We start from the raw sequence: 19,936 nt of genomic DNA on the forward strand, positions 1-19,936 counted from the left end.
CATCGATGTGGGTTTTCTCTTTACACACTGTTGTTTGAGATTGAATTTTTCTACACGCAAAAAATTAAATGCTTAAAGTATACAATTTTAACGCCTTCAATCATCTACTCACTGATTGTTACTTTAATTCAAGAGAGGGAGGACAGAGGCCATCTTTAGGCTGTATTGGATTCCAGTAAAAGCTTCTTGCGATCTTTTCTTGGTCAAATAAAATTTTAAACTGACAGGTTGTAATAGTGTCATTGGTACGGTCTGCAGTCGTGAAATGGAACAAATAATTCCATTCTCTAGCTCTCCAGCCATCCTCATATTGAGGTCGACCAATCAGCGCGTAAAGTTGATCTTTAGTCATTCCTGCTCTGACTTGATTCAAGTTCTGTACATTTGGGAATGTTCCCGCTTTTTTATTTAAAATGACATCATCCACCTTGTGCCATTTCGCTTGCTCGGTTTTACCCTCTTTAGAAATAATGGTTCCTGTGGCACAAGCACTCAATGTTACGGCAATTAAACTCAATATTAATAAATTTTTCATATGTCGACTCTCGCATAAATTCTTGTTCTCGTTAATTTGAATCCAAAAAATGGTAAGCTAAAACACTGTTTACATGGCTAAAATACCTTAGCTTCCCTAAACTACCATTGGATCCCAGTACCTACAGTTCCCCCAAAATCACCACGCGAGTTACCACTTCCACTCACCTTAAACACCCATCGACCATTATCTGAAATTGATGACATCCCGATCGCATACCCACTTTCTCCACGATAAGTCCCCCCACTGATTGCCATCATACTTTTGCCTGGAATATAAGCTTGAGGTAAACCTGCTGTTGCAAGTGCTTGCGCATTGGCTGCACTGGCTCTTTTCTCTAAATCATCTATGCGACCATTGGTGTCATAAAATACTTGCTCTAAACGATCGCCTAGATTGGTAATTTTATTACCTAAATCAATATCAGCCTGATTAAGCGCACCTAAGGCATCACCTACATTATGATATGAGCCGTTATTTACATTGTAGGTTGGCGGAGTGAACTGACCATTTTCATATTTTGCGCCACCGCCTAAAGATGTTGTGATGTATTGGTTTGATGTATTGAGTTGTGAACCATTAACCGCATCTTTTGAAGTGCTGGATACTTCACCTGCTGCAACATTGGTGATTTTTTTATTCCCAGCATTTATTCCATTTTGATCTATTGCAACATCACCCACTTTGACTGTGTTTGCTATGACATTATCTGCAGTAACCGTATTTGCGGTAACTGTGTTAAATTTTACGTCATCCGCAGTTGCAACCTTATATTCCTTACCTCCTAGGCTATTGGTTGTTTCAGTGACCGTCATATTCTGCCCAGCAATAACTGTAGAATGTTGCCCAGCTTTTTGGTTGATTGAGCTAATCGCATCATTAATGTTGGTTGCACCTGTCCCACCGATGTTGGTAATGGTATTGCCATCTCCGCCTTGGAATGCACCATCCCCAATAATATTATGAATCTGGCTTCCATTCACCGCATCTTTACTGTTCTGAGCAATACTCCCCTCTGCAACATTGGTGACTTTATTACCCGCAGCATCAATACCATTTTTAGTCACACTTGGCCCGCCAGTAATGCTAAGACCATCATTATTGATTACGGTATTGCCTGCAGTCACACTGTCAACCTGGATATCTTTGGCTAATTCGACACTGACATTATTGGCATTGTTACTGATATTAATATTGCCATCTTTGTTACTAAAATCGACGGTATCGCCTGATTTGACTGGATTACTATTGGTTCCATTGGTGGTCAAATTCCAACCTTGGTTTGCAGTTTGAATACGATCGCTCACCGCTTTAAGCTGATCCTCTGTCGCAGCTTGACCACTGACAAAGTTATTTGGATTAAATGTTTTATTGGTCAGCCCACCAATAGTTCCTGTTGCACCATTCACAGTTACAGGGTTTGCACCGCCCACAATAATTTGTGTTGGTCCCATTTGGGTTTGATAAATACCATTGCTTAGATTGATACTGCCTGCACCAATCCAACTACTATTATTACCTGCATCACTCACCAATGTACCATCGACGGTACTGATATTCGATTTTGCGCCATCTTTCAGTTCGACTTTGCCATCGCTGATTTTGCTTTTACCAACCGTTAAGCTTCCTGCAGAAGTAAGATCAATATTTTTTGCTAACTCAACCTGTACTTTTCCAGCTGCCACCTTGGTACTGATATTACTGTCAGCACCAATTACATCAACGCTTTCACCTAATTTCTTGTTTACTGTATTGCCATCCTGAGCGGTTAAAGCAAAACCGGCATCATTCAGTCCAGTTTGGATTTCTTTAAGCTGTTCTTCTGTCGCTGCACGACCTGTGGTAGCAAAATCATGACTTGATGTGGTCTTATTGGTTAAACCTTCTAGTGTGCCTTTATTGGCATCAAGGACAACATGATTGACCGTATTTTTGACGCTAATCACGCCAGAACCCACCACACTTTGAGTGCTACCATCTTGTACGGTAATACCATCTTTATTCAGCACAGTGGAATCCGTTGCGGTACCTGCAGTGACGCTATCAATATTTAGGTCTTTATTTAAGCTGAAATCAATGGTTGTCGTTCCATTACTGTCATTTTTTGCACTGACATTTAAATTAGTTTCACCTGTCGCTAAACCAACATCAACCGTATCGCCTGGTTTGACTTGGGTTGTCCCCAAAATAGCATCCGTTTTGACGTTCCAACCTTTATTGGCATTCTGAGCCACATCACTGACTTGTTTTAACTGCTCTTCAGTCGCAGCTTGTTTTTAATTGTAAATTGCATTTGGATCCCAAGTGGTATTGCTTAAACCACTCACCCGCCCTGTTGAGCCATTCACGCTAACAGGGTTTGCACCACCTACAACAATTTGTGTTGGACCGACTTGGGTTTGATAGATGCCATTACTGACATTGATATTTCCTGCACCCAGCGTACTGCTATTGGTACCATCGCTGACAATTGTGCTATTCACTGTACTAATATTCGATTTGCCCGCATCTTTTAATTCAACTTGACCATCTGTAATTTTACTGGTACCGACCGTTAAACTACCTGCAGTACTCAGATCAATATTTTTGGCAAGCTCTATTTCAACTTTGCCACCAGTAACTTTGGTGGCAATATTGCTATCGGCACCAATAACTTCAATACTTTCGCCCAATTTTTTGTTAATGGTATTGCCGTCGCCAGCCGTTAAGCCAAAGCCCGCATCATTGAGCCCAGTTTGCATCTGTTTGAGCTGTTCTTCTGTGGCCGCGCGACCGACTGTAGCAAAGTCATTACTGGATGTAGTTGTATTGCTTAGGCCTGTAATTGTTCCTGTATTACCATTGACTGTTATTGGATTCCCACCTGTGGCAGGTCCAATCTTGACCACTGGCTCAAGCCCAAAGCTAATTCCATTATTGCCTGTGTTGGTAATTTTAATGTTGCCATCGGTTGCACTAAAATCAACATTTTCACCGAGACCAATCGTATCTTTTGCTGCAGTGTCAGCATTTGCACTAATGCTAAATCCTTTATCGATGATCTGTTTAATCTGGCTACCATTTACTGCATCCATAGAGCTGTCACTAATATCACCCAATGCAACATTGGTCAATTTATTGGTCCCCGCATTGATTCCTGTCACGGTCACACTTGGTGAATTCGGCACAGCACCGCCACTTGCGTTTACAAAAGTTAAGCCTTTGCTATCGATCACGGTGCCACTCGCATTTACACTATCGAGCTGAATATCTTTAGCGAGTTTAATGGTTAGTTTATTGTCGGTACTGTCTGCAACCACGCCGATGTTATTGTCGGTTAAATTACTCGCAACAGATTCACCACCGACAATACTCAAGCGTTGCCCCAATCTACGATCAACATTCACACCAGCATTATCTCCAGCAAATGTAATTGGTGTTGCCAATTGATCCTCTGTTGCAGCGCGCCCAGATAAATAATTACTTGGATCAAAGGTAGTATTGGTTAATCCTGTAATCGTGCCATTTTTGCCATTAATGGCAATGTTTGCCCCACCAGGAAGTCCGCCCACATTAACGATTTCTGCAAGTTTTAGATCGACATTTGCACCAGTGTGACCAATGGCTAGATTGCCATCACTATTTGAAAAATCGACTGTATCTGTGGCTGCAATATTTGTAGTGCCTGTAGCGTCTTTGTTGGTGGTTAAATTCCAACCTTTATTGGCATTTTCAGCCACCTCATTGACTAACTTAAGCTGTTCTTCCGTTGCTGCACGCCCCATTTTGGCAAAGTCTGATTCAGTTAAAGTTTTATTGGTTAGTCCTGTCAAAGTACCTGTCGTACCACTTAACACAACATTATTGCTCGCATTTTTTAAGTTAATGGTATTGGCATTTGCGCTATTACTGCTTGCCCCAGCAGTAATCACTGTCTGAGTGGAGGTGCTGATATTACTATTATTGGTGCTGTCTTTAATTTCCACCTGCCCATCTGTAATTTTGGAAGTGCCGACGCTTAAGCTTCCTTGAGCAGTCAGGTTGACATCTTTGGCCAATTTTAATTGCAAAGTATCGGTACCATTACTTACAACCCCAAGATTGCCATCTGTAAGTACCCCAGTCGCTCCACCAGTGAGCTTTAATTGCTCACCCAATTTACGCTCTACTTTCGCGCCAGTGTCTCCAACAAAGCTTAATGGCGTATCTGCTAAATCGGTAATGGCTTGATTGGTTTGATACAATTGACTGCCATTGATTGTATCTGTACTTGAGCTACTGACACGCCCAGCAGCAACATTGACAATGGTTCGTTCAGCCCCGACATCTCCGACACTTACACTAGAAGAAGCAGCGGGAGCTCCTGCAAAATTATAGGTTTTGCCATTAATTGTGGCTGATTTGGTTGCCACATAAGCTGCCGAAACTGAGTTATTTCCTAAAACTACAGCATTTTCATGTGATGCTGTTGCAGACTTACCCAATACAGTTGCGCCTTTCGCACTCACCGAAGCACTATTTCCGATTGCGACCGCATCCTCTTGAAGTGCATTGGTTTCCGTACCCACCGCAATTGAATTTAAAGCATTTGCATTGGATTGTTTGCCGAGTGCAATCGCATTGATTCCATTTGAAGTTGCATTATTGCCTATTGCAGTGGCATCTTTAGCACGACTTACACTGTTGACACCAAACGCTATCGCATTTTCACCCGCACTTTCTGCGTTTTGACCAATTGCCGTGGCTTTTGCTGCATAGCTTTTTGCTTGAGAGCCTATTGCCAAACCATCTTGAGAAGTACTGTTTGCATCTGAACCTATTGCAGTAGAATTCGCACCCGAAGCTTTAGCATTATCTCCATAGGCCATACTGTCTTCAGCAGTTGCTGTGGCAAAACGTCCTAATGCAACACTCTGCGCACCATTGGCTTTAGACTGATAACCAATTGCCGTCGCATTATCTCCCTGAGACAATGCTTGGCGACCAATTGCAATCCCTTGATCTGCGGAATTAACTTCAGCATCACTCCCTACAACGACCGCATAGTTTGACTTGGTGCCGTCCGCCTCAGAACCATTCCCTATAACAATACTATCTTCGCCACGGCTTTCTGCGCTTTTCCCCATCGCAATATTATTTGTACCTGTGGCAATCGAAGAATCACCGATTGAAATTGAGGAAACCCCTACTGAACCCGCACCCGCACCAATCGCAACTGATTTTTCTCTTGCTACAATCACATTACTACCTAAAGCAACACTCCCCGCTGCAAGGGAAGATGTACTGGCACTCGGGCCAATTGCTAAAGAATTGTCGCCATTTGCCCCTGTATTGTTTTTATTATTGATATCCGTGGTATTTACTGAAAAGTATTGTGGTCCTGCTTCCGCAACAGCTGTTTTTAATTGCCCAAAATTCACCGCTGAGGACAGATCATTTTCATCGCCTTTTACGTTGCGAATAATCGTTCCATCAGTACCGACTAAATTCACAACTGATTTGTCTGAGTTATACAACACAGCATCAGGTACTACGCCACCAATTTGTCCTGTACCCAGTAAATCAAAAGCATCTTGAATTGTTGTTGGAAGCTTACTGGTATTTCCTGAAGAATCTTTAACATTGACTTGGATTAGAGGTAAAGTACCGCCACTTCCAATAGTTGCAGGATTACCTTTTGCATCCGTTGCGCCCATCACACGGATAATGTCATTTTGTAAAGCTTTAATCTGATTGACCGTCACCGCATCTTGCAATTCTGAACCATCTGCAACATTGGTAATTCGACGTTGCTCATTTTTATTCCCGACCGAAACAATGTTAAAGCCCCCCACACCACCAGAGACATTGGTGATATAACCATTTCCAAGTGAGTTATTTTGCGCAATACTTCCTGAACCTAATGCCACATCACTTTGACCTGCTAAAGAATCCAAGCCAATTGCAACCCCTGAAGTACCCGTCACAATCGAGTCATAACCGAGTGCAACACCACCTTGAGCAACACTTGCTCGTGTTCCAACTGCAACCCCTAAACTTTCAGTAAATGTTGCCGCACCGATCGCCACTGAGCTTTGTACGGTAGCATTTCTATCTTTATTGCTGCCAAAACCAATTGAAATATTCTGATTACCCGATAAGTTTGTTCCTGCATCGCTACCTAAAGCGATATTGTAATCAGAACTTGTTGAGTTGACTGTTGAATTGCTACCCGCACCAACCCCTATAGCAATCGATTGGTTACCACTAATATTTTGTCCTGCGTTTGCTCCAACGGCGATATGCCCATTGCGGTCAAATGTACCAGAACCAATAGAACCTACTCCTGCTGCACTACCAATTGAAACACCATTAACCACACTAGATTTTGCGCCATCACCCAATGCAATTGAACTCGCACCTCCTGAAGTCGCTTGATTTCCGATTGCGACGCTCGCAGTTCCACTCGCAGACACTGAATTTCCGATCGCATTGGCATTGGTCGCAGCGGATGCCGAGGTTCCTATCGCATTGGCATTGGTTCCCACGGCATTTGCACCCTGACCAATTGCATTTGAATGCGTTCCTGTTGCTATAGCAGCATCCCCAATCGCAATACTTGAAGGCCCACCCGCCAATGCAGAAGACCCCAATGCAACACTTTTATCGCCAACAGACATATTGGCGCCATTTTGCAGAGCTGTAAGGAACTGATTCACTTGCAATGCAGAGACGGCAACCCCATTAATTTCAGTAATTGTACTGGGATCTGTTCCCATTGCAGTGACAGGAATACCATTGATTGCAATCAGTTGCGTATTGGATACGTTATAAGTCGGGGTCAATGCTCTCGCTTGACCACCATTTCCAATAGAGGTTGAATTGGCGCCAAGTGCGCCTGTTTCTTTACCAAAAGCAATAGAATAATCATTTATGGCATTGGCTGTATTTCCGACAGCAATACTGTTGAGTCCTGTAGCATTTGAGAGATGACCGATAGCGATTGATAGCTCACCTTCAGATTTTGCCACAGGGCCTATAGCGAGAGAATTTAAACCATTGGCTTGTGAATCAACAAGAGATGAGTTGGTGTGGAAATATTTGATACCTTGACCACTTTGGAAAAGTAAATCATTCACTTGTCCACCTGTCACTGCATCTGTAGATCCTGCAGCAATACTACCGTTGGCTAAATTTGTGAGCTTATCGCCACCAAGATCTAAACCATTTGCTGTACTGGTCAATACGGTATTATTTGTTGTATCACCAATTTTTACTGAGTTAAACTCTGGATCATCCACTGTGGAAATTGAAATATCTGTACCCGCATTGGTCACAGCAATATTTTTACCATTCACAAAATTCACGGTATCTGTAGCTTTTACAGCTCTAGACGTCCCACCATTGCTTTGTATATTCCAAGTTTGGTTCTTCAGCGAATTCAAATCCGTGGCAGATGCTTTGCTGGTTAACCCAGTGTTGACATCATTGACTTGACTATTCAATGTATTGAAATCTGACTGTGACACTTTCGTCGCCAGCCCCGTGCTTGAATCATTTACTTGGTTATTTAAGCTATCAAAATCAACCTGTGATACCTTTGTGACCAACCCCGTAGAAGTATTATTAACTTGATCATCAAGAGTATTTAAATCATTTTTTGCTTGATCTAAATCAGTATTTACTGTTGTTAATGAAATACCATTTGCAAACACATCTCCAGTTGCAGTTAAACTACCATTTACATTTAAACTCTCGTTAATATCTTGTGCTAAAATAGCATTTGAATTAACAATAAATAATAAAAACATCGAACCTTTCACAATTTTATTAATTTTCGATTTCTTATTACCTTTTACAATTTCAGAAACTACAACCCAGCTTCCCACTGTAGCATTCCAGACCAGTTTATACACTTTATTCATAATATATACCTACATTTATAATGAAGTTTTTAATTTATTAATTACTTTTCAAATAAAATGCACAATATATTTATATTTTTCCATACTGTTTACCAAACGATACATTTTGCTAACACCAGAAAAACAAATATCCAATATTAAAATAAATAATATATTATTTTCAATAACTTATGATAAAATAACCATCGATACAAACACCTTAAAAATACAAAAGAATTTGTTTATCTTTATTAAATTTATTTTTAAATAAATTAAATTTTAATAAAAAATTACCAATCAACATAGTCTCATTAGAAATAAATAAGAAATCCAAGCAAAAAATAAAGATTAGAATTTTTCTTTAGTTAAGTAAAATTTAATATTCTTTATATTTTTCATATTATTTAAATGAATAAAAAAACAATGAAATAATATATTTTAAATATGGATGTTTTACACAACCTCGATTGATATAGTATTTTCCATTTAACGTAAAAAAATGAACATTCTATTCATAATCAAATATAGATTAAATAATAAAGGTGGGGCCGTAAAATGATTGAATGGCTACAAGGTGAATTAAAACATAGTCCTGAAATCCTATTATTTTTATCCTTAGCAATAGGGTTTTGGATCGGTCAATTTCAATTTGGAAAGTTTCAATTTGGTGGTGTTGCAGGATCATTACTTGTCGCTGTTATTCTAAGTCTTATTGGGGTACCAATCGACAATGGTGTAAAAGCGATTCTTTTTGCTTTATTTATTTATGCAGTCGGTTTTGAAAGTGGCCCACAGTTTTTTAAATCGCTTGGACCACAATCCATTAAAGAAATTTTGTTGGCTATTTTTATGGCTGTATGTGGACTCATTACGGTCTTAGTCATGGCAAAAATCTTTAATCTAGATAAAGGCTTAGCCGCAGGTCTAGCTGCAGGTGGGATGACCCAGTCTGCGATTATTGGTACTGCGGGCGATGCGATTTCTCGCCTAGACTTACCACTTGCAGAAATTCAGAAACTTCAAGCCAATGTTGCGATTGGATATGCCGTGACCTATATCTTTGGTTCTCTAGGCGCAATTATTGTCTGTGTGAATATCTTGCCAAAATTTATGGGACGAGAAATTCATGATGATGCCTTAAAAGCGCAAGCGGAACAGTTAAAAGGTGCATTTGAACTGGCACCTGGTCAAGAATTGGCTATGCCTGAAATTGTTGGTCGTATTTACAAAGTCAAACAAGCATCAGGACACACCATTGCCGAACTCGAAACACAAGTACCGAGTGTCACCATTGAACGATTAAAACGCAAAGATCAATTTATTGATGTTGCGCCAGAAATTACCTTACAGAAAGATGATGTTGTTCTGGTCGTTGGTCGCAGGGCAAGTATCGTTTCCATTGCCGAGTTTATTGGATCTGAGTTGCAATCCTCACAAGGCATGGAAATGATCATGGATACCACAGATGTCATATTACGAAACTCAAAATATGCCAACCGTACCCTTGGAGATATCAAAGCCAATACACCAGATTATTTAAAGCATGGCATTTATGTACTTGCAATTAAACGTAACAGTGAAGCACAAGCTTTAAGTGATGATACGGTCCTGCGTCAAGGCGATGTGGTCACCGTATATGGAACTAAAAGTGATCTTGAGCGCTTAGTCAAAGAGGCGGGTAAAGCTTTACCAGAAAGCTTAAAAACAGACTGGATTTTCCACGGTGCAGGTTTAGTTGTTGGTTTAGTCATTGGCCTATTTGTTGTACGTATTGGTGATGTTCCTTTAACCCTTGGTGCAGGTGGCGGTGCGCTGTTATCAGGTCTGTTATTTGGTTGGCTACGTAGCCGTAACCAAGTCCACGGCAATATGCCTTTAGCCGCTTCACAACTTCTCAAAGATTTAGGTCTTGCTGGTTTTGTTGCTGCTGTCGGTTTGCAATCAGGTTTACAGGCCATTCAAACCATTAAAGAAAGTGGCTTGTCCCTGTTTATGATCGGAATGGTGGTCACACTAGTACCGCTGATTCTTTCAATGCTGTTTGCCCGTTATGTACTCCGTTATAACAATGTCGCCGTAATGGCTGGAGCATTAACTGGCTCACGCAGTGCAAACCCCGCTTTTGGTGGCGTACTCGACAAAGCTGGAAACTCAATTCCGACCGTCCCATTTGCGATTACCTATGCACTCGCAAATGTATTTTTAACCTTGCTTGGCCCTCTGATTGTCGGTTTAGCATAAATAATTTTATAAATTTCAAACTCATTCACTTCAAGATAATTAAGGAGACTTCCCATGGGGAACGTTGATTATTCAAAATATGCAAAACTGAGCCCATTTGAACTCAAAGATGAATTAATTGCTTTAGCACAAAGCCATACCGATCGTATGATGCTCAATGCGGGACGAGGAAATCCAAACTTTCTTGCAACTGTTCCACGGCGTGCCTTTTTCCAATTGGGTTTATTTTCTGCCACTGAATCAGAATTTTCTTTTTCCTATATGCCAGAAGGACTTGGTGGATTTCCTCGTGCGGAAGGATTGCAATCACGCTTTGACCACTTCATCCTAGAAAATCGTGACAAGCCAGGTGTTGTTTTTCTGGGTAAAGCGATTTCTTATGTTCGTGACCAATTGGGACTTGATCCCGATGCATTCTTACTCGAAATGGTCGAAGGTATACTTGGCTGTAATTATCCTGTCCCAGATCGAATGCTAAGAGTCAGCGAAAAGATTATTAAAGAATATGTTTTACGTGAAATGGGCGTACAAGGTATGCCTAAAGAGGAACTCGATTTATTTGCAGTGGAAGGCGGTACAGCTGCAATGGCTTATATTTTTAATTCATTAAAAGAAAATAAAATTATTTCACATGGTGATCGTATTGCCATAGGTTCGCCTATTTTTACCCCTTATCTCGAAATTCCAAAACTCAATGATTATCAGCTCGAAGAAGTACTCATCAAAGCTGATCCTAATCTTGGTTGGCAATACCCTGAATCAGAATTACGCAAATTAGAAGATCCATCGATTAAAGCATTTTTCTTGGTAAATCCAAGCAATCCACCTTCGGTTAAAATGAGTGATGAAGGTTTAGCGATTTTGGCTGATATTGTTAAAAAGCGTCCTGACCTGATTATTTTAACAGATGATGTTTATGGCACATTTGCAGATAACTTTAAATCCTTATTTGCAATTTGCCCTGACAATACCATTCTGGTTTATTCTTTCTCTAAATATTTTGGTGCAACTGGCTGGAGACTTGGGGTCATTGCCTTGAGTAATCATAATATTTTAGATAAAAAAATTGCGGCGCTTTCTAAAAAAGACAAGAAAGAACTCGAAGAACGTTACTCATCCCTCACCACAGATCCATCTAATATTAAGTTTATTGATCGCCTTGTTGCCGATAGCCGTAATGTTGCTTTAAATCACACGGCTGGATTATCCACACCTCAACAAGTACAAATGGTTCTTTTTGCTTTATTTAATATGATGGATTCTCGTCAAAGCTATAAAAAAGCAGTGAAATCTGTGGTTCGAGAACGTGATGCTGCGCTTTATAGACAGCTTGGGGTTGAAGTCCCACAAGATCCGAATGCCGTTGATTACTATACCTTGGTCAATTTAGAAAATACCTCACGGAAACTATATGGTGATGCATTTGCTGATTGGGTGATGAAAAATAAGAATCCAACAGAATTACTTTTCCGAGTTGCTGATGAAACAGGTGTAGTACTACTTCCGGGTTCAGGTTTTGGTGTTCAACATCCTTCTGCACGCGCCTCGCTTGCCAACTTAAATGAATTCCAATATGCAGCAATCGGGACTTCATTACGAAAATTTGCTGAAGAAGCCTATCTGGAATATAAAAAAGCCAGCAAAAAGAATAAATGAGTATAAATAGATTAAGTATTTGTTTTAAAAAAAGATCGCATTAATGCGATCTTTTCTGTTTGCGAATAGCTAACCAAGTTAAGCTCTATTTACTTGTAGTTATCAAATCTCATCACAGTATTCAAACAGTCTTAATTCTGCACTTTACATTTTATTGCTTTTGCAGGAGTAATATTGGTCGCTGAAACTAATTGAGTTGAATCAAAACCTTCAGTTTCCTCTATAAATAAATGATAGTCTTTAATATGAATCGTTGCCTGTCCCTCATATTGGCAATAATCTTTTTTAATATTGTCTGGTAACTTAAAAGTCTTTTTTGCTGCATCAAAGTTGCTAAAGCAAAACCATACATCTCGTGTATCACCTTTTGGGCGTGGAATAAGTGCAGCTGATGTTTTGTTAGGTTCAAAGCAAATATCATCGCCCATATAATCCAAATATTCAGGGTCTAAATTACGTGAAAATTTTCCTGTTAAAGTGGCTAGTCCCTGATAATTTTTAAAACCAGACTCGGTGTTTGTGTATTTGAAGCTTTGTGCTTGTGCAAATACTGGCAATATCCCTAAGGCAATCACTAAAATTTTGTTCATCATCATCCTAATCTACATTTTATAAAGTGCTAAATTTGCAGTAATTTTACCCAATCTTAACAAATAAAAGAACCACCTAGACATCTATGACAACAGCCTTTTACTCAACAGCTTGACTTGTTCAATTTGTTGCGTGGCCACCATAAGCTTTGGATAATCATCAGTAAGAGGATATTTTTCCTTATTTTAAGAGATTGGCGAAAAAATTATAAGTACAAGCACTCCCCACCCACTCATACTCATCAATCCAGTTGCCAATGCTATTGTTAATTTTTTCATTATCCATTCCTTGTTATTTTGAAAATAAAATATAGAACAGAAAATGAGTTATATGAAATAAATCCGATAAAAATTTACTAACTATTCAATAAAAATAACCCGAACCTAACTTCTTTTAAAACTATACATAAAGTAGAATTTTTCAGTACGCTGAGCACTTAAAATTAAAATCAAAATATTGATATTTAAATAAAAAATACCACAAACCATATTTTTTAATTTCAAATTATCCACCTTTGTAAAAGGCCAACTCTAAAGCTCTATATTCTGAAATTTCATAACCAACTTTATGCTGAATTAGTGTGAAAAAAATATTGAAATCCTCTTCTAACTTCAAATTATCAAGTAACTGCAGATATTCAATATAAATTTCAGCTTGTTTAAATTTTGAAATATATGATTTTTCTCCACTCAAGAACTTAAAGACTCTACTGTCCCAAATTGCATATTTATTTGGATTAATGAAATGTAATAGCTTTGATGTTCCAACAAGAGAATTGTTAAATGCTTGCTTTAATAAATTAATTTCTTCAATTGAGATTACTTCTCCATTTTTTACTTTATTCAAAATTAATATTAAATTTTCAGAATTTGTAAGATCAATTTTTTTTAAAATTGTTGGCATCCATGAATAAGTAAAACTTATTCCTATAACGATATCATCCAATTGAATACGATCAATTTTTCTAAAATAATTTAAAAAATAAGAATATGCTTGAAGATAGTTTTCTTTCTCACTGTTAAAATTATTTGCGATTTCCATTATTTGTTTAAAAATTTCTTGATTTGTTTTCGAAGTTAAAGACACGGCGTTTTTTACCTTAATATTGATTCATACATATAGTTTATATTGATTTTAACCTTTCCATTTAACATATTCAGCGTATACAACCCACCTATATCCCTTAATACCTTTCCGTTACAGATGATACATCTAATCACAACTTTATATTTTACTAGTACAACTTATGCTCAGCTTTAAAGTTTGTAAAATCCAACCGATTCTCTAAAGAAATCAAAGGTTCCACCTCTCGTAATGAATTTATACAACGCTGTGTAAGATGAATATATTCATTTGTTCCATTTCGCTTCCATTCAATTTCTTGTTCTAGTAAATCACGAACGACTTTTGCAGGACTTCCAAGAGCGAGCACATTTGCGGGTATAACTGCCTTGGCTTTAACTGTGCTATTGGCCCCAATAATGGTATTTTCACCAATTTCAGCTTCATCAAGAATGACACTATTCATGCCAACCAAAACATTTTTGCCAATTGTACAGCCATGTAAAATAGCAGCATGACCGATATGCCCATACTCTTCGATTAAGGTAATACTTTTCGGAAAGCCATGAATCACACAGTTATCTTGCACATTGGAATTTTTACAGACATGAATCTGTCCAAAATCAGCACGTAACGAAGCAAAAGGGCCAATATAAACGCCCTCTTCAAGAATAACATCACCAATTAATACAGCAGTTGGATGTACAAAGGCGTTAGGATGTACGACTGGAATTACATTATCAATGGCATAACAAGGCATGTGAATAATCCATATTTTTCAAAGCTCAATTCATTTAAATAATTAAATGCGTTGGTGGGTTTAAGCGTCCATTTCCTCAACTTTTAAACCACCAAATCGCTTATAAAACATAGGATGTAAAGGTGGCATAAAACCTTCTGATGTGCGAGCAAACTGCATAAAATACTCTTCCCCTGCAAAAACAACCAGTTGATAGAGGTTACTACTCAAATTTCTCGCATTCAGCGATAACCAGTTTGAAGGTAATAATTCAAATGGTAAATTTGGATCTTTTAATAAAATTCGGCGGAATTGATGAATAAGCAAAATACGGATTTGAAATGCTTGTGCGGCATCCATATCATCTGAATTTTCCACAAGATTTAAGAACTCTCGAAAATCTTGGATAAATTTTTCATAACGTGAATGTAACTCAAGAATTGGCCAATTAACTTCCACCATTCGTTTTACTGTTGGATAAGATTCTTGCCACAGTTGCAAAGTTTCAGCTTTAAAAATTACCACTTGATCTGTCATGTTCTGACTGAGCAATAAATTCTGTAATTTCAATTTATCGCAACTTGGATAAGCCATTACATTACTTGCGATACTGGCAAAACCCAGCCACTCCAACTCTTTCTTTAAAATTTGTTTATTATCAATATCTAATGAACTGAGTAAGACCAAATCCCAACTTTGATCCCATTCTTTATGATTAAAATTATAAATTTTAGTATCTGCGAGTGTAAAACCATTGAGACTACTTTCAGTCACACGATAATAACTTGTACGACCAATTTTTTCAGACACTAACCAGCCATTTTGTACCAATCTAAATACAGCAGTCCGTACCGAACGCTCATTGAGTCCAAAAACACTCATTAACTGAATCAAACTTGCAAGACTGATAATCCCACCGTGATGATGAACACAATCACCAAAAACCGTCATGATCAGTGACGTTCCACTTAACATTTCTTTGGTAATAAAATCATCTATAGCAAGTTTTAATTTTGAATTCATAATGTTCGATAGGACCTTAATTTAAAAATCTCAAATAACAACAATCAAATTAACCGAGGCTAAGCGTACTTGATGGATGTGTAACATGATTATTGCTGCGCAAATCAAATACACGCTGAGCCTTACCTTCTGAACGTGGCAATGCCCCTTCTGTCAAAATTTCAATGCTTACCGTAATTCCAACCATCGTTTTGATCTTAGTTTTGAGCTGAGTACACAGTTGTGCGTGTATTTCCTGAGGTATATCTTGACGCATTTCTGTACGGATGTGCAATCCATCCAGATGACCTTGTTTACAAATCTGAATCTCATAATTAGGAACCAATTCAGGGATTTGTAAAATTTGTTCTTCAATTTGAGATGGAAATACATTTACACCACGAATAATCATCATATCATCACTACGTCCAACAATTTTATCCATACGGCGCATTGTTCTTGCTGTGCCTGGCAATAAACGAGTCAAATCTCGGGTTCGGTAACGAATGACAGGCATGCCTTCTTTGGTAATCGTGGTAAAAACTAATTCGCCCAATTCACCATCAGCCAACACTTCTCCTGTTTCTGGATTGATAATTTCAGGATAAAAATGATCTTCCCAAATGGTTAAACCATCTTTAGTCTCTAGACACTCCATCGCCACACCGGGTCCCATCACTTCAGATAGGCCATAGATATCCAGTGCATCGATCCTTAAACGATCTTCAATTTCTTTACGCATCTCATTGGTCCACGGTTCCGCACCAAATATTCCGGTTTTAATGGAGCACTCTTTAGCAGTACCAAATCTTTTCTCCAATGCTTCAATGATATTTAAGCAATAGGATGGTGTCACCATAATTGCCGTGGGGTTAAAGTCATGTATTAATTGTACTTGCTTTTCAGTTTGACCACCTGACATAGGAATGACCGTTGCGCCTAAGCGCTCAACACCATAGTGCGCACCTAGACCACCAGTGAATAGTCCATAGCCATAAGACACTTGAATAATATCTTGATTACTTAAACCTGCAGCACGTAAAGAACGCGCCACAACATCAGACCAAACTTGAATATCTTTTTGGGTATATCCTACAACAGTGGGTTGCCCCGTTGTACCTGACGAGGCATGTACTCTGACTATTTGCTGTTGTGGAACTGCAAACATGCCAAATGGATAATTTTCGCGTAAATCTTTTTTAGAGGTAAATGGAAATTTAGCTAGATCTGCTAAAGTTTTAAAATCATCAGGATGTATCCCAACTTCATCAAATTTCTGACGATAGACGGCACTATTCTGATAAGCATGTTGCAATGTTTGTTTCATACGTTCAAATTGAACATTGCGTAATTCATCAACCGATGCTTTTTCTAAATGTTCCAATGTATTGTTATTCATATTGTTACTCCCTGAACAGCCATCCTTTGGCTGTTTCTTAAAATCCTTGGTTTGGTCTTGCAGTGGTTGTTATGCGTCAAAATTTTCCAAAATAAGCGCAACACCTTGCCCAACACCCACACACATCGTACATAGTGCATATTTTCCATTACGGCGTTTCAATTCTTTCATTGCCGTGATCACCAAACGTGTACCACTCATACCCAATGGATGACCTAAAGCAATTGCTCCGCCATTGGGATTGACACGTGCATCATCATCGTCCAGACCCAGTTCACGCATTACTGCAAGTGATTGTGCTGCAAATGCTTCATTCAGCTCAATGACATCCATTTGATCCAGACTTAAACCTGTCTGTTTCAGCAGTTTTTGTACTGCTGGTACTGGACCAATTCCCATATATTTTGCTTCAACACCTGCACTCACCATTGCAATAACTTTGGCAAGTGGTTTCAACTGATTTGCCGTTGCAAAACTTTCACTGGTCAATAACACACAAGCGGCTCCATCATTTACACCCGATGCATTTCCTGCTGTGACAGAACCATCTTGTTTGCGGAATGGTGCTTTTAATTTTGCCAAACTTTCCAGTGAGGTATCTGCGCGTGGTTGTTCATCTTCAGTTATACGTGTTAGATTTTTTTTACGATCGATTATTTCTACAGCACATATTTCTTCTGCAAACACGCCATTAAGTTGCGCAGTTGCCGTTTTTTTCTGACTATTGAAAGCAAATAAATCCTGATCTTCACGGCTAATCTGAAACTTTTCAGCAACGTTTTCTGCGGTTTCAGGCATGCTGTCCACCCCAAAATTTGCTTTAAATTTTGGATTGATAAAGCGCCAACCAATAGTTGTATCATAAATACTTGGTGTTCGGCTAAAAGCGGTTTCTGGCTTGGACTGTACAAATGGCGCACGACTCATTGACTCAACACCACCTGCCAATACAAATTGTGCTTCACCTGACTTAATAGCACGTGCAGCCAAACCAATCGCATCTAATCCCGAAGCACATAAACGGTTTACCGTAATCGCAGGTACTGATTCTGGTAGTCCCGCAAGTAATGATGCCATTCGAGCGACGTTACGATTATCCTCACCGGCTTGGTTGGCACAACCAAGGATAAGCTCATCTAACTGATCCCAAGCCAACGTAGGATGTTGTTGTTTTAAATATTGAATCGGCAAAGCAGCCAAATCATCTGTACGAATACTACTTAAAGCTCCTGCATAACGACCAATTGGAGTACGAATAGCATCACAAATAAACACTTGTTCCATTTTTTACTCCTTATCCTGCTTGTTTTAATTGTTGTGCTTGCTGCACGGGTAAAGCCAAAGCAGCAACTTTTTTTCTTAAATACAGACTTGGGCGATAACGTTCCTCACCATAAACTTGATGTAAATTTTCTAAAATCATCAAAATCTGTTGTGCACCCAGTTGCGTCATCCATTGGAACGGACCTTGCGGATAATTCACTCCAAATCTCATGGCAGCATCAATATCGTGTTCTGTCGCGACATCATGCAAAACCGCCTCGCAAGCTTCATTGACTAACATTGCAATGCTTCGCATTACATATAACCCAGGATGATCTTTTGTCCAAACTACATGAACACCAATTGCAGCAAAGAATTGTGTCATTTTTTCTTGATCTGCTTGGCAACATGCTGGAGATGCCGTCGCTGCAATTGCTTTAGCCTTGTTCCAATCCGCATGCCAATCCATCAGTACAACTTTTTGATGTGTATAAACAATATCGGCAGATTCGCCTTGCGTGAGTTGGAGATCAATATCATCAATTTGAATATAATTTTGTTGAGACACAACTTTGTTGATATTGAATGTCGTTTGATTTTTTAGGCGCTGAATAAAATCAGCTTGATTGGCCCATTCACCATGGATACTCACATTCATGTTCTGTGAGCTATCCTGAGTCATTTCAGGTAAGCGATATACTGGTGTTGGTTGTTCTTGATGATAATTATAGAAGCCTTGTTTATTTTTACGCCCCAAACAACCTGCATCTACCAGTTGTTTTTGAATAAGAGAGGGACGATAACGTGGCTCGTAAAAAAATTCCTGATAAACGCTCTGTGTCACTGAAAAATTCACATCTTGACCAATTAAATCCGTCAACTCACATGGTCCCATCACAAAGCGACCACATTCACGTAAAATGAAATCTAACTGTTCAGGCGTCGTCACATTTTCCTGTAAAGCACGGAAAGCTTCAGCATAATACGGACGAGCCACGCGGTTCACAATAAAACCAGGCGTAGATTTGGCTAAAACGGGTACTTTGTTCCATGTCTGCATCAGATTACACAAAGCATCTGCATTCACTTTGGCAGTTTTTAAGCCTTGTACAATTTCAACTAGTTTCATTACCGGTGCAGGGTTAAAAAAGTGTAATCCAATCACACGTTCAGGTTGCGGAATCACAGACGCTATTGCAGTTATTGAAATGGAGGAGGTATTAGAAGCAAAAATAGTCTGTTCTGAGCAAATTGCAGCAAGTTGTTGAAAAATGCTTTGTTTCACTTCTTTATTTTCCACTACAGCTTCAATAATTAATCCTGCTGCCGCAAGTTGTTGAATATCATCCGCCACAGTTAAATTCACCAATGCACTGTCCACAAGGGCCTGTGTTATTTTTCCAGCTTGTACACGTTTATTCAGTTGTACTGTCAGCTGTGCAAGTGATGCCTTGGCTATATTGAGATCATGGTCAAAGAGCAGCGTTTGATGACCATTCATCGCAGCCAGTTGAGCAATCCCGATACCCATCGTTCCTGCACCAATAACAGCGACATTTGCTTGCTGTAAATTGAATTGTTGCATG

10 protein-coding genes and 1 pseudogene are annotated in these 19,936 nt (G+C 39.1%); 2 read left to right on the forward strand and 9 right to left on the reverse strand.

The annotated features are described in order from the left end of the window. Positions 1-118: 118 nt before the first annotated feature. Both F981_RS01930 and F981_RS01940 read right to left on the reverse strand, forming a co-directional pair. Positions 119-535, reverse strand: coding sequence for an outer membrane protein assembly factor BamE (locus tag F981_RS01930; protein ID WP_004717738.1), 417 nt, complete (start codon positions 533-535; stop codon positions 119-121). Positions 536-636: 101 nt separating this feature from the next. Beyond that, positions 637-8,418, reverse strand: a pseudogene (locus F981_RS01940) (YadA-like family protein). Between the two features lie 534 nt (positions 8,419-8,952). On the opposite strand from F981_RS01940, the gene aspT reads away from it, so the two are divergent. Both aspT and F981_RS01950 read left to right on the forward strand, forming a co-directional pair. Continuing rightward, complete coding sequence (gene aspT, locus F981_RS01945) at positions 8,953-10,638, forward strand: aspartate-alanine antiporter (protein ID WP_004717741.1); 1,686 nt, start codon at positions 8,953-8,955, stop codon at positions 10,636-10,638. Between the two features lie 54 nt (positions 10,639-10,692). Further along, complete coding sequence (locus F981_RS01950; RefSeq protein ID WP_004717742.1) at positions 10,693-12,294, forward strand: bifunctional aspartate transaminase/aspartate 4-decarboxylase; 1,602 nt, start codon at positions 10,693-10,695, stop codon at positions 12,292-12,294. A 131-nt stretch (positions 12,295-12,425) separates the two neighbouring features. Here the strand turns inward: F981_RS01950 and F981_RS01955 are convergent, their stop codons facing one another. From F981_RS01955 to F981_RS01985, 7 genes are all read right to left on the reverse strand, one after another. Then, complete coding sequence (locus tag F981_RS01955) at positions 12,426-12,884, reverse strand: hypothetical protein (RefSeq protein WP_004717743.1); 459 nt, start codon at positions 12,882-12,884, stop codon at positions 12,426-12,428. Between the two features lie 505 nt (positions 12,885-13,389). Then, a complete protein-coding gene (locus F981_RS01960) occupies positions 13,390-13,971 on the reverse strand; it encodes a hypothetical protein (protein WP_004717746.1) in 582 nt (193 codons plus the stop codon). 148 nt (positions 13,972-14,119) lie between these two features. Further along, on the reverse strand, positions 14,120-14,707 hold the full coding sequence (locus F981_RS01965; RefSeq protein WP_004717747.1) for a hypothetical protein: 588 nt from the start codon (positions 14,705-14,707) through the stop codon (positions 14,120-14,122). A gap of 60 nt (positions 14,708-14,767) precedes the next feature. Then, positions 14,768-15,709 carry a PaaX family transcriptional regulator gene (locus tag F981_RS01970; RefSeq protein ID WP_004717750.1) on the reverse strand — a complete coding sequence of 314 codons (942 nt, stop codon included), beginning with the start codon at positions 15,707-15,709 and terminating at the stop codon, positions 14,768-14,770. Positions 15,710-15,758: 49 nt separating this feature from the next. Then, positions 15,759-17,087, reverse strand: coding sequence for a phenylacetate--CoA ligase PaaK (gene paaK, locus F981_RS01975; RefSeq protein WP_004717752.1), 1,329 nt, complete (start codon positions 17,085-17,087; stop codon positions 15,759-15,761). A gap of 69 nt (positions 17,088-17,156) precedes the next feature. After that, positions 17,157-18,371, reverse strand: a complete 1,215-nt coding sequence (pcaF, locus tag F981_RS01980; RefSeq protein ID WP_004717753.1) for a 3-oxoadipyl-CoA thiolase — start codon at positions 18,369-18,371, stop codon at positions 17,157-17,159. 10 nt (positions 18,372-18,381) lie between these two features. After that, positions 18,382-19,935 (reverse strand): 3-hydroxyacyl-CoA dehydrogenase, encoded by a 1,554-nt coding sequence (locus F981_RS01985; protein ID WP_004717755.1) that lies wholly within the window; start codon positions 19,933-19,935, stop codon positions 18,382-18,384. Position 19,936 lies beyond the last annotated feature (1 nt).

It is taken from the genome of Acinetobacter guillouiae CIP 63.46 (assembly GCF_000368145.1).
Lineage (GTDB): Bacteria > Pseudomonadota > Gammaproteobacteria > Pseudomonadales > Moraxellaceae > Acinetobacter > Acinetobacter guillouiae.

Excerpts from the sequence above, each read along its gene's own strand:
- F981_RS01930 (WP_004717738.1), bottom strand. The coding sequence starts at position 535 with ATGAAAAATTTATTAATATTGAGTTTAATTGCCGTAACATTGAGTGCT.
- aspT (WP_004717741.1), top strand. The coding sequence starts at position 8,953 with ATGATTGAATGGCTACAAGGTGAATTAAAACATAGTCCTGAAATCCTA.
- F981_RS01950 (WP_004717742.1), top strand. The coding sequence starts at position 10,693 with ATGGGGAACGTTGATTATTCAAAATATGCAAAACTGAGCCCATTTGAA.
- F981_RS01955 (WP_004717743.1), bottom strand. The coding sequence starts at position 12,884 with ATGAACAAAATTTTAGTGATTGCCTTAGGGATATTGCCAGTATTTGCA.
- F981_RS01965 (WP_004717747.1), bottom strand. The coding sequence starts at position 14,707 with ATGCCTTGTTATGCCATTGATAATGTAATTCCAGTCGTACATCCTAAC.
- F981_RS01970 (WP_004717750.1), bottom strand. The coding sequence starts at position 15,709 with ATGAATTCAAAATTAAAACTTGCTATAGATGATTTTATTACCAAAGAA.
- paaK (WP_004717752.1), bottom strand. The coding sequence starts at position 17,087 with ATGAATAACAATACATTGGAACATTTAGAAAAAGCATCGGTTGATGAA.
- pcaF (WP_004717753.1), bottom strand. The coding sequence starts at position 18,371 with ATGGAACAAGTGTTTATTTGTGATGCTATTCGTACTCCAATTGGTCGT.
- F981_RS01985 (WP_004717755.1), bottom strand. The coding sequence starts at position 19,935 with ATGCAACAATTCAATTTACAGCAAGCAAATGTCGCTGTTATTGGTGCA.